Below are 11,710 nucleotides of genomic sequence, written 5' to 3'. Positions count from 1 at the left end.
GCGGACCGCCCCCGCCCGCTGGCACAATGGCGGAGTGATCGACGCACGACGGCTGCGGACCCTGCGGGCCGTGGCCGACCACCGGACCGTGACGGCCGCCGCGGCCGCGCTCTACCTCACCCCCTCCGCCGTCTCCCAGCAGCTCGCCGCCCTGGAACAGGAGACCGGCCACCACCTGCTCGCCCGGGACGGCCGCGGGGTACGCCTGACCGCCGCCGGAGAGATCCTGCTGACCCACGCGGACGCGGTCCTCGCCCAGCTCGAACGCGCCGAGGCCGACCTGGCGGCCTACCGCGCGGGCGCCGCGGGCGAGGTCACCGTGGCGGCGTTCGCGACCGGCATCGCCCTGGTGCTGGCGCCCGCCATCGCGCTGCTCGCCGACGCGGCGCCCGGCGTGCGGCTCAAGGTGCTGGACGCCGAGGGCGACGCCAGCCTGCCGATGCTGCTCGACGGCGGCGCGGACATCGCGGTCGCGGTCGAGTACCGGGGCGCGCCGCGCGCCGACGACCAGCGGCTGACCCGGGTGCCGCTGTACGCGGAGCCGTTCGAGGCGGTGCTGCCGCTCGGCCACCCGCTGGCCGAGGGCCCCGGCCCGGTCGCCGTCGCCGAGCTCGCCGCCGAGCCGTGGATCGGCCCGTACCCCGGCAACCCCTGCCACGACGTGGTGCTGCTGGCCTGCGAGTACGCCGGTTTCCAGCCCAGGCTGGTGCACTCCTCGGACGACTTCCGCGCGGTGGTGGCGCTCGCCTCGGCCGGTGCGGGCGTCGCGCTGGTCCCCCGCTCCGCGCTGCGCGGCGCCGACCTGTCCAAGGTGGCGGTCCGCCCGGTGGACAGCGCGCTCGCCACCCGCAAGGTGTTCGCCGCGGTCCGCGGCGGGGCGGAGCTGCACCCGCTGATCCGCCCGGTGCTGGCCGCCCTCACCACGGCCGCGGCGGGCCTCGCGCAGTGAGGGCGGCCGCGGCCGCGGACGGTCAGTCGGTGATCTCGACCCCCTTCCAGAACGCCACCATCCCGGCCACGTGCGCGGCCTCCGGCTTCGGGTCGGGGTAGTACCAGGCGGCATCCGGGTTCTCGGCGCCCGCCACCCGCAGGGTGTAGTACGAGGCGATGCCCTTCCACGGGCAGTGGGTGGTGGTCGCCGACGGGCCGAGGAACTCCGCCCGCACCGACTCGGCCGGGAAGTAGTGGTTGCCCTCCACCAGGACGGTACGGTCGCTGTCCGCGATCATCTGGCCGTTCCAACGCGCTGTGGTCATCCCGCCATTGTCGCCGATCCCGGCCCGCCCGCCCCGACCGCCCGGCCCGACCGCCCGCCCCGACCGCCCGGCCCAAGTCCGGCCCGGCCGCCGCATCCTGACTGCCCGGCCGCCCGGCTGTCATATGCTGCCGGATGGTCCGGCCCCGCTGACCGGACGGACCGCCACCCACCCCCAGCAGGAGCGTCCCGATGAGCGACCACCACCTCGACCCCGACGCCGCGGCCCTCCCGGTGGCCGTGATCGGCCTCGGCGACATCGCACAGAAGGCCTACCTCCCGGTCCTCACCACCCAGCCCGGCCTCGACCTGCGCCTGATGACCCGGGACCGCGCCAAGCTCGACCGCCTCGGCGACCTCCACCGGCTCCCGCACCGCTACACCGACCTCGGCGAACTCATCGACAGCGGCATCCGGGCCGCCTTCGTGCACGCCTCCACCGACCAGCACCTGCCGATCGTCGAGCAGCTGCTCACCGCCGACGTCGACGTGTACGTGGACAAGCCGCTCGCCTACCACCTCAAGGAGGCCCGGCACCTGGTCGAGCTCGCCGAGCGCCGCGGCCGCTCACTGATGGTCGGCTTCAACCGCCGCCACGCCCCGGGCTACCAGCAGGCCGCCGAGCGCCCGCGCGACCTGATCGTGCTGCAGAAGCACCGCGAGGGGCTGCCGGAGGCCGTCCGCAGCGTGGTCCTCGACGACTTCATCCACGTGGCGGACACGCTGCGCTTCCTGGTCCCCGGCGAGGTCGAGCACATCGACGTCCGCTCCCGCACCCGGGACGGGCTGCTGGAACACCTGGTGCTCACCCTGGCCGGCCCCGGCTTCACCGCGCTCGGCATCATGAACCGGGTCAGCGGCTCCACCGAGGAGGTCCTGGAGGTCTCCGGCGCCGACGCCAAGCGGGTGGTGGTCAACCTGGCCGAGGTGATCGACCACAAGGGCCAGCCCAGCATCCGCCGCCGCGGCGACTGGGTGCCGGTCGCCCGGCAGCGCGGCATCGAGCAGATCGTCACCTCCTTCCTGGACTCCGTCCGGGCCGGCCGGACCGTCTCGGCCCAGGACGCGCTGCGCACCCACGAACTGTGCGAGGAGATCGTCACCCGGGTGGAGGCCCAGGCCGCCGGCTACTGAGCCGCCGCCCGGGCCGGGTGGGCGCCGCGGGCGTAGTGTCGGGAAGGACCCGTCCCCGAACACGGTCCGCCCGACGGCCGCCGTCACCTTGGCGCCTCCCCGGGCGGGTGGTGACCGATGCTGAGACACGAGCAGTCGACCGAGCGGCCGGAGCACGATCTCCCGGCCGCGGGCCCGGCCCCGGTGGGGGCCACGGCCTGCGGAGGCCGGCCAAGGATGGTTCGTCTCCTGGTGGTTTCCTGGGCACGGCCCGGAACATCCAAAGGATCCTCCAAGAATGCGGTGCTAGCTTCGGGCGCCATGACCGACCTGCTCCGACCTGCGCATCCGGGTACCCGCAACGAGCCGCGGCAGCGCGGCCCGCGACCGAACGACCCCCCGCAGGCAGGCCCGGGCAGAGCCGTCCGGGCGGGCCGCCGGCTGCGTCCGCGCCACCTGGCCTGGCCGCTGTTCGCGCTCGCCTTCGGCTGGTACCTGTGGACGTACGGCCTGCCGTACGCCAACGACGTGGTGTTCTGCTGGCTGATCGGCGCACTGGTGGCCACCTCGGTGCACAGCGGCGGCCGCCGGGGCTGGCCGCTGGTGCTGCGGGACTGGGTCCCGGTGATGGCGGTGGTCTGGGTCTACTCGCTGCTGCGCGGCTACGGCGCCCACACCCCCTGGCCGGTCCGCTACGAACCGCAGCTGAGCATCGACACCTTCCTCGGCGGCGGCGAGACCTGGACGGTCCGGCTGCAGCACTGGCTCTACACGCCCGGCCACCCGCACTGGTACGACTACACGGCCGTCACCGTCTACATGTCGCACTTCTTCACGGTCTTCCTGGTGCTGGCCGTGCTCTGGAAACGCCGCTACCCGAGCTTCCGCCGGCTGCTGGCGCTCTACCTGGCGGTCACCTTCGCCGGCTTCGCCACCTACGTGCTCTACCCCGCCGACCCGCCGTGGCTGACCGGCCAGGAAGGGCACATGCCCGCGGTCACCCGGATCGTCTCCGACGTGCTCAACCAGAGCGGGCTGCCCCGCGCCGGGTCGGTCTTCGAGAACGGCAGCGAGTTCGCCAACGACGTCGCCGCGATGCCCTCGCTGCACGCCGCGTACCCGATGCTGCTGGCGCTGTTCTTCTGGCGCGGCGCGGGCCGCTGGACCAGGGTGCTGCTGGCTGCCTATCCGCTCGCGATGGCCTTCACCCTGGTCTACGGTGCCGAGCACTTCATCGTCGACATCCTGGCGGGCTGGGCCTACGCGGTGGTGCTCTGGTACGTGCTCACCCGGTTCCTGGACCGCCGCGCCCGGGCCAGGGCCGAACGCGCCAGGCGGGCCACGGCCGCACCCGCCGAGCCGGCCAGGGTCCCCGCCAAGGGACGCTAGGCCGCTCCGGGGCCCGGGCCGGTCAGCCGGTCCGGGCCGTGCGGGCCAGCGCGAGCAGGGCGGCGTCGTCGTCCAGCCCGTGCGGCGTGTACGCGCGGACGTCCGCCAGCAGCCGGTCCAGCAGCGGCTCGGGACCCTCACCGGCCGGCATCGCGGACAACCGCTCGGCGAGCGGGTAGAACACCCCGGCCGTGTCCCGGGCCTCCGACACCCCGTCGGTGTAGAGCAGCAGCAGGTCGCCCGGCCCGAGCGGCACCTGCTGCACCGGATAGCACCCGCCGGTCAGGCCCAGCAGGGCGAGCGGCGGCGACCAGGCCGGCGGATCGACCTCGTCCACCCGGTGCCGGGTCCGCAGCAGCGGCGCCGGATGCCCGCAGTTCACCAGGCTGGCCGACCCGTGCTCCGGCACCGACACCAGGACCGCGGTCACGAACTCCTCGTCGCCGGGCCGCCGCGCCACCGTCGCGTCCAGGCGCCCCGCGATCCGGCTGAGATCGGCCTCCGACACGGCCGCCTCCCGGAACACCCCCAGCACGTCCGCCGCCGTCTCCACCGCGCCCAGCCCCTTGCCGCGGACATCGCCCAGCAGCACCCGCACCCCGAACGGCGAGTCCAGCACCGCGTACAGGTCGCCCCCGATCCGGGCCTCGGCCGCGGCGGGCGCGTACCGCACCGCCGCCCGCAGCCCGCCGATCCGCGGCGCCACCGGACGCAGCAACGCCTGCTGCGCGGCCTCGGCCACCGAGCGCAGCTGCGCCAGCCGGCGTTCCCGGTCGGCCACCAGCGCGACCGAGGCGGAGCTGGAGACGGCCACCGTCGCGACGGCCGCCGCCGACGCGGCGTGCACCCCGGTGCCGACCTGCCCGTTCAGCACCGCCAGCACGCCCACCACCACCAGCGCGACGCCGCCGGCCGCCAGCGGCACCCACGGGCGCCGGGTACCGGTGCCCGCGAGGACCGGCACGGCGGCCAGCAGCGGGGAGAAGGTCAGCCTCGGCCCGGTGAACAGGTCGGCGAGCAGCACCAGGCCGATCAGGACGTAGGCACCCAGGATGAACCGCCCCCAGCGGGGGGAGGCGGCCGGCGGCAGCCGGGCATCCGACTCGTCATCGCTCGCCATCGGGCCTCCCGCCGTCGGACATCACTCCATTCTGGCCGCCGCCCCCGCCCGTCCGCCTGACGTGGCGGGCGCCTGCGCGGGCCCCGGCACCGCCGCGCCGCCGACCGCCGCCGGGCGGCGCAGCAGCACCAGCACCAGCACCCCGCCGGCCAGCCCGAACGCCCCCGACACCAGGAAGGTGTCCCGCAGCCCCGCCGCGAACGCCGCGTGCACCAGGTGTTCCAGCGCCGGCCGGGCGCCCTCACCGGCCCGGGCCACCAGCGCCCCCGCCTGCCCGCCGCTCAGCGCGTCCGCGGTGCCCTGCGGGTCGGCGCCGCCGCCGTCCCGCAGCCCGCCCGCCAGACCCGCCCGGAAGACCGCGCCGAGCAGCGCGATGCCGAGCGCGTTCCCCAGCTGGCGGGCGGTGTTGAGGGCGCCGCCCGCCATCCCGGCCCGTGCCCCCGGCACGGCGGCCATCGCGGCGGCGGCCATCGCCGGGGTGGCCAGGCCCACCCCCGCGCCGCTGACCGCGAGACCGGGCGCCAGCGCCGCCCAGCCGGAGTCCGCCCCGACCACCGCCTGCAGCAGCGCGCCGACGCCGATCAGCAGCAGACCGCCGCCGACCGTCAGCCGCGGCGGCACACCGTGCAGCCGCCGCCCGCCGACGGCCGCCGTCACGAACGCGACCACGCTCATCGGCAGCAGCGCCAGCCCCGCCGCGACCGGCCCGAGACCCAGCACCGACTGCAGCCACAGCGAGGAGTACGCGAGGTACGAGAACGCCGCCGCGGACAGCAGCAGGCCGCCGGCCAGGATGCCCGCGAAGGCCGGGCTGCGCAGTAGCGCGAGGTCCAGCATCGGGTGGGCGCTGCGCCGTTCCACCAGGACGAACGCCAGCAGGGCGAGCGCGCCGAGGGCGAACAGGCCGAGCGTGGTGGCCGAACCCCAGCCGTTGTCCCCGGCCTTGATCAGGGCGTAGGTCACCGACCCGGCGGCCACCGTGAAGGCCACCGTGCCGGGCAGGTCCAGGCCGGCCGCCCGCGGGTTGCGGGACTCGGCGACCACCCGCAGGGTCACCGCCACCGCCACCACGCTGACCGGCAGGTTGACGTAGAAGATCCAGCGCCAGTCGAGGTGCTCGGTGAGCAGCCCGCCGAGGATCGGCCCGGCCGCCGCGGCGGCGCCGTTCACCGCACCCCAGACACCGAACGCGACACCCCGGTCGCGGCCCTGGTAGGCGTGCCCGAGCAGGGCCATGGTGGTGGCGAACATCGCCGCGCCGCCGACCCCCTGCACCACCCGGAAGGCGATCAGCTGCTGCGGCCCGGTGGCCAGGCCGCACGCCAGCGAGGCGCCCGCGAACAGCACCAGCCCCGCCAGGTACACCTTGCGCCGCCCGACCAGGTCGGCGAGGGCGCCGGCGCCGAGCAGCAGCGCGGCCAGCGCCAGCGCGTAGCCGTCCATCACCCACTGCAGGTCGGCGAAGCCGGTGTGCAGCGCGGTGGCCATGTCGGGGAGGGCGACCGTCACGATGGTGACGTCCACCAGCAGCATGAACGCGCCCAGACAGACCGCCACCAGGGGTAGCCATTTGCGCATCGGAATTCTCCTCGGTCCCGTGACCGGATCCACGACCGCCCGGCCCACCCGCCGAATCTCGCAGCCGGATCGCGGATCGGCCGCACCACAGCGGCCCGGGCTGCGGAATCCGACACCCCACCCGCCTGTCATGATGGAAACCATGCAGAGCGGCACTCCGGAACTGGACGCCCTGGACCGATCCGTCGTCCAGGCGCTGATGATGGACGGCCGGATGCCGTTCAGCCGGCTCGCCCAGGTGCTGGAGGTCTCCGACCAGACGGTGATCCGGCGCTACCGGCGGCTGCGCACCGCCGGCCTGCTGCGGGTGGTCGGCCTGCCGCTGGGCCACCGGGTGGGGCTGTACGAGTCCTGGCTGCGGGTGCAGTGCACACCGGACGCCGCCGTCCAGGTGGCCGACGCGCTGGCGCGGCGCCCGGACATCGCCTGGGTCACCCTCAACTCCGGCGGGACCGAGATCCACTGCGTCTCCAAGGCCCGCAACCAGGCCGACCGGGACGCGCTGCTGCTGCAGAAGCTGCCCGGCACCCGCCGGGTCACCGGGATCACCGCGCACAGCATCCTGCGCACCTTCGTCGGCGGCCCCGGACGCTGGGCCGGCCTGGACGCCCTGGGCGAGCGGCAGGTCAGGGAGCTGGAGCGGCCCTGGGTGTTCGGGCCGGGGCAGCGGGTCGAACTGGACGAGGCGGCGCTCGCCATGCTCGCCGTACTCGGCCGGGACGGCCGGTGCGGCTACCCCGAACTGGCCCGCGCCACCGGGCTGTCCCAGTCCGCGGTGCGCCGCCGGCTGGAGCAACTGCGGGACAGCGGTGCGCTCTTCTTCGACGTGGAGATCTCCCCGGCGCTGTTCGGCTTCCACGCGCAGGCGGCGCTGCTGGTGTCGGTGCCGCCGGCCGACCTGGCGGCGACCGGCGCCGCCCTCGCGGGCCACCGGGAGGTGCCGTTCGCGGCGGCCATCACCGGGTCGGCCAACCTGCTGGCGGTGGTGGTCTGCCGCGACAACGACGCGCTGTACACCTACCTCACCGAGCGGATCGGCGCGCTGGCGGCGGTCCAGCAGGTCGAGGTGGTGCCGGTGCTGCGGACCGTCAAACGGGCGGGGATGCTGATGGACGGGGTACGCCTGGTCGACCCGCCGGCGGGGTACGCCTGAGCGTGCGGCGGGTACGGCGTGCGCTCGGGTTCCGTGCGCTCGGGTGCTGCTCGGGTGCGCGCGTGCCGGGGGCTCAGTCCTCGGTGGGGAGCCAGCTGCCGTGCAGGCCGAGCGGGACCCGGACCGGGATCCGCACCCGCGCCATCGGCCCGGACCCCGGGTCGGCGTCCGGGATGACCAGCAGCCAACTGCTCAGATCGGTACGGTCGGTGGCGTACGTCAGCCAGTACCCCGGACCGCCGGCGGCCGAGGGGGCGAACACCGGCTCGCCGACCGACAGGTCACCGGCCGGCCAGAGCACCGAGGCCCCGGGGTCGTCGGCGCAGTCGTACCAGCGCAGCGCGTCGAACTCGCCGGGCAGCAGGTCGAGCCGGCCGCTCTCCGCCGCGACGGCCGCGCGCCGGTGCGGCCGGCCGATCAACCGGTCGTCCACCCGGGGGAGTTCGACCGGGGCGTCGTCCAGGGCGGTGCGCCGGACGGTGCCCGCGGCCGGGTCGACGACGGCGCGGGTCAGGCCGCCCGGGTTCGGCGGCGCGGCGGCGTCGGGCGCGCCGAGGCTGAGGTGGGCCCACTGGACGTAGTCGAGGACCACCGAGCCGTCGGGACGGTCGTAGGCGTTCACCGTGTGCCACAGCCAGAACGCGTCGTCCGACGCCCAGCGGACCGGCCCGCCGTCGCGGGGGATCAGAGCGATCCTGGTGCCCTGCTCGGGCCGCCAGTCGATCATCGAGCCGCCCTCCATCGCCGCCGCGAGGTCGAAGAAGGCCGGGGCGAGCACCAGCACCAGGAAGCGGGCGGTCAGGGCCATGTCGTGGATCATCATCGGCCGGTCCACGCCGTCGACGGCCGTCGGGCCGCGGGTGACGGTGCCCGCCGGGCCGAGCATCGCCCAGGTCAGGTACGGCGGTTCGAAGGCGTAGCAGAACACCGCCAGTTCGCCGGTGAGCGGATCGGTCTTGGGGTGGGCGGTGATGCCGGCGGGCAGCGCGCCGTCGAAGGTCTCGCGGCCCGCGGTCGCCAGGTCGGGCGTGATCCGGAACGGGCAGTCGGACTCGGCGAGTGCGAGCAGCCGCCCGGCGTGCCGGACCACGTTGATGTCCGGCAGGTCCCGGAAGGTGCCCACGAGTTCGGGGGAGACGTCCGGTTCCGACGGCGTGATCATCGACTGCAGGCCACCCCACAGCGCGCGCCCGGCCCGCTCCTCGGCGATCACGGCCGGGGTCCGCACGAAGCGGTTGCGGTAGCGCGCCCGGCCCCCCGAGAGCCACACCCCGTGCAGCATGCCGTCGCCGTCGATCGGGTACAGGTACGAGCCGATCGGGCTGAACCGCGGATTGGGCCCGTTGCGCAGGAACAGCCCGTCCAGTCCGTCCGGTAGGTCGCCCAGCACCGCCAGGCCGGTCGCGTCGACCTCCTCGGTGACCGGCGCGAACCGGCCCGACAGATGGGCGACCCGGGCCGGGTCGAAGGCGGGTGCGGTGTGCGTGGTCATGGCGGCCTCCCGGTGAACGGCACGGCACGGCCTCCAGTCAACTGCGCCCGCCGCCGGGCGGCAACAGCCCGCAGGCGGTCCGCGCGGGCGTCACCCTGTGTGCACAGCGGGCCCGGGGATGCGCGGAGTTGGGGCCGGTCCGAGCATGGAAGGGGCGGGCCGCAGCCGCGGTCCGCGCACCGGGGAACCGCGCTGGAGGTGCTCAGTGGCCGGGACCGACACGGGCTGGGGGAACACGGGCCGGGGCAGCGCCGGCCGGGGCGGTGCCGGGCGGACCGGCACAGGGCGGACCGGTACCGGCCCGGACGGCCCGCAGGGCGCGCGGTCCGGGAACATGCTGTTCGCGTTCGCGCCGTGGATCATCTTCGACGTGGTGGCCGGCCCCAGCACCTGGAAGCTGGCCGCCTTCGCCGCCCTGGTCGCCTCGGTCCTGGTCAACCTCCCGGACCTGCGACGAGGCCGCCCCAAGCTGCTGGAGGTCACCGGGATCGCCTTCTTCGCGGTGATCTGCGTCCTGGCGCTGGTGCTCGACCGGCACGACCTGATCTGGCTGGAGACCTACGCCCAGGTGATCGCCAACGGTGTGATCGCCGTGGTGGCCCTCGGATCGCTGGCCTTCGTCCCGTTCACCGAGCAGTACGCCCGCGAGAGCACACCACCCGAGGTCTGGCACTCCCCGCTCTTCCGGCGCACCAACCGGGTGCTGACCGCGGTCTGGGGCGGGGTCTTCGCGGTGACCGCGCTGCTCGGCCTGATCGCGCTGCACACCTCGGCCGGTACCGACTGGCTGAACTGGGTCATCCCGATCGTCCTGCTGGTGGCGGCGATCCGGTTCACCCAGTGGTACCCGGAACAGGTCCGGGCCCGCGCCCGCGCCACGGCCCGCCCGATCGGCACCCGGGCGCACTGAGGAGCCCGGGCACGCCGAGGGCTCCTGTCCTGGCGGCCGGCCTACGCGTGGTCGGCGGGGTCCCCGGCCGTCGGCCCGGGGTCCGGCGCGGCCTTGGTGTGCAGGACCTCGCGGGCCTGCTCCGCGGCCCGGGTGAGGCTCTCACTGACGAAGTCGAGGAAGCGGGCGATGTTCTCCAGCCGGGCGGCCGCCGGGGTGCCGGGGCCGAGGACACCGACACCCTGCCGTACGGTGTCGATGATCTGGAGACTGGCACGGGCGCTGGCGACCATCGCCTGGTACCAGATGTCGTCGTCGACGATGTAGCGCTCGCGCCGGCGCTCGTCGCGCTCCCGGCGGATGAGGCCCTGGCTCTCCAGGAACGACACCGCCTTGGAGACGGACGCCGGGCTGACCTGGAGGCGCTGGACCAGCTCGGCCGCGGTGAGGCTGCCCGAGTCGGTGACGTACAGGCTGGCCTGGACCCGGGCCATCATCCGCGGCGTACCCGCCTGCATCAGGACGGCGGTGAACACCTCCTCGAAGTCGCGGACGGCCTCGGCGTCACGCCCGTGGGCCTGCGGGGCCGTCCCGGGCTGCCGGGGCGCGGCCGGCTTGCGCCGGTGGGCGCGGCGTTCGGTGGCGCGGTGGGCCAGGTCGGCGCGGTACGTGGTGGGGCCGCCGTTGCGCAGCACCTCCCGCGTGACCGTCGAGGTCGGACGGTCGAGGCGCCGGGCGATCTCCGCGTAGGCGAGGCCGTCGGCCAGTCCCAGCGCGATCTGCTGACGTTCCTGCTGGGTGAGCCTGCCTCCGGGCATCGCGGTCTCCTTCGCACGCACTCCTTGGTGTCGCCAGCTTAGCGTTCAGCTTCATTTCATTGCAACAGTCGGCTTAGGGCCCGTTGCGTTAGCTTCCACTTCTGGTGCAACGAATTCTCGGCTTTGAGCTGCAGGAATGCCGATTTGATGCAACATGTGCGTTGCCGAATCGATGAACGCAACGTAGCGTTTCTCTCATCAGAAACAGCAGTCCGAAGGAGTGCACCATGCAGAAGTTCGACACCCCCGCCCCGGTCTCCGTCGTCCTCGACGTCCCCGCCGGCCGGATCAGCCTCATCGCGGCGGACCGGGCCGACACCGTGGTGGAGGTCCGCCCGGCGGACGCCTCCAAGGGCCGCGACGTGAAGGCGGCCGGACGGACCGCGGTCACCCACCGCGACGGCGTCCTGCGGATCGCGGCCGAGCCCGCCGACAGCCGCATCCTCGGCTCCTCCGGCGCCGTCGAGGTGACCGTCCGACTGCCCGCCGGCTCCCACCTCGAGGCGAAGTGCGCCGCCGCCGAACTGCGCGGCGTCGGACGGCTCGGCAACGTCACCTTCGACGGCGCCCGGGGCACCGTCAAGCTCGACGAGACCGCCGCCGCCCACCTCACCGTCCTCGACGGCCCCATCACCGTCGGCCGCCTGGGCGGCCCCGCCACGATCAGCACCCACAACGGCGACCTCCACATCACCGAGGCCGTACGCGGCACCGTCGACCTGCGCACCGAGGCCGGCTCGATCGTCATCGGCGCCGCCTGCGGCGTGTCCGCCACCCTCGACGCCGGCACCGGCCACGGCCGGATCCACAACGCCCTCGCCAACACCGCCGGCGCCGCGGCCGAACTCACCGTCCACGCCACCACCGCCCACGGCGACATCACCGCCCGCAGCCTCTGACCCG

The 11,710-nt window shown here is 74.8% G+C and carries 11 protein-coding genes; 6 read left to right on the top strand and 5 right to left on the bottom strand.

All coding sequences use genetic code 11. The features are described 5' to 3' along the window. Window positions 1-34 precede the first annotated feature (34 nt). Entirely contained in the window at window positions 35-949 is a 915-nt protein-coding gene (locus AC2TEW_RS18620; RefSeq protein ID WP_484624467.1) for a LysR family transcriptional regulator, read from the top strand. A gap of 22 nt (window positions 950-971) precedes the next feature. Here the strand turns inward: AC2TEW_RS18620 and AC2TEW_RS18615 are convergent, their stop codons facing one another. Then, window positions 972-1,256 (bottom strand): DUF427 domain-containing protein, encoded by a 285-nt coding sequence (locus AC2TEW_RS18615; protein ID WP_033819643.1) that lies wholly within the window; start codon window positions 1,254-1,256, stop codon window positions 972-974. Between the two features lie 191 nt (window positions 1,257-1,447). On the opposite strand from AC2TEW_RS18615, the gene AC2TEW_RS18610 reads away from it, so the two are divergent. After that, complete coding sequence (locus AC2TEW_RS18610) at window positions 1,448-2,389, top strand: Gfo/Idh/MocA family protein (protein WP_484624466.1); 942 nt, start codon at window positions 1,448-1,450, stop codon at window positions 2,387-2,389. Window positions 2,390-2,689: 300 nt separating this feature from the next. Continuing rightward, window positions 2,690-3,757, top strand: coding sequence for a phosphatase PAP2 family protein (locus AC2TEW_RS18605; RefSeq protein ID WP_484624465.1), 1,068 nt, complete (start codon window positions 2,690-2,692; stop codon window positions 3,755-3,757). Window positions 3,758-3,779: 22 nt separating this feature from the next. On the opposite strand, the gene AC2TEW_RS18600 is transcribed toward AC2TEW_RS18605, so the two are convergent. After that, window positions 3,780-4,877, bottom strand: coding sequence for a PP2C family protein-serine/threonine phosphatase (locus AC2TEW_RS18600; protein WP_484624464.1), 1,098 nt, complete (start codon window positions 4,875-4,877; stop codon window positions 3,780-3,782). Window positions 4,878-4,898: 21 nt separating this feature from the next. Then, window positions 4,899-6,455 carry an MFS transporter gene (locus tag AC2TEW_RS18595; protein WP_484624463.1) on the bottom strand — a complete coding sequence of 519 codons (1,557 nt, stop codon included), beginning with the start codon at window positions 6,453-6,455 and terminating at the stop codon, window positions 4,899-4,901. Between the two features lie 142 nt (window positions 6,456-6,597). Between AC2TEW_RS18595 and AC2TEW_RS18590 the strand changes: the two genes are divergently transcribed. Beyond that, window positions 6,598-7,608: an Lrp/AsnC family transcriptional regulator gene (locus tag AC2TEW_RS18590; RefSeq protein WP_484624462.1), complete on the top strand. Its 1,011-nt coding sequence runs from the start codon at window positions 6,598-6,600 to the stop codon at window positions 7,606-7,608. 73 nt (window positions 7,609-7,681) lie between these two features. On the opposite strand, the gene AC2TEW_RS18585 is transcribed toward AC2TEW_RS18590, so the two are convergent. Continuing rightward, complete coding sequence (locus AC2TEW_RS18585; protein ID WP_484624461.1) at window positions 7,682-9,100, bottom strand: carotenoid oxygenase family protein; 1,419 nt, start codon at window positions 9,098-9,100, stop codon at window positions 7,682-7,684. A 334-nt stretch (window positions 9,101-9,434) separates the two neighbouring features. On the opposite strand from AC2TEW_RS18585, the gene AC2TEW_RS18580 reads away from it, so the two are divergent. Beyond that, complete coding sequence (locus tag AC2TEW_RS18580) at window positions 9,435-10,010, top strand: DUF3159 domain-containing protein (protein ID WP_484624460.1); 576 nt, start codon at window positions 9,435-9,437, stop codon at window positions 10,008-10,010. Between the two features lie 41 nt (window positions 10,011-10,051). Here the strand turns inward: AC2TEW_RS18580 and AC2TEW_RS18575 are convergent, their stop codons facing one another. After that, on the bottom strand, window positions 10,052-10,807 hold the full coding sequence (locus AC2TEW_RS18575; RefSeq protein WP_484624459.1) for a GbsR/MarR family transcriptional regulator: 756 nt from the start codon (window positions 10,805-10,807) through the stop codon (window positions 10,052-10,054). Between the two features lie 227 nt (window positions 10,808-11,034). Here AC2TEW_RS18575 and AC2TEW_RS18570 point away from each other — a divergent pair, with 227 nt between their 5' ends. Further along, window positions 11,035-11,706 carry a DUF4097 family beta strand repeat-containing protein gene (locus tag AC2TEW_RS18570; RefSeq protein ID WP_484624458.1) on the top strand — a complete coding sequence of 224 codons (672 nt, stop codon included), beginning with the start codon at window positions 11,035-11,037 and terminating at the stop codon, window positions 11,704-11,706. The last annotated feature ends 4 nt before the right edge of the window (window positions 11,707-11,710 follow it).

The organism is Kitasatospora sp. NEAU-CNBT7 (assembly GCF_057220535.1).
Note: the sequence above shows the minus strand (reverse complement) of the source record. Positions and strands in the feature narration are given on the sequence as shown.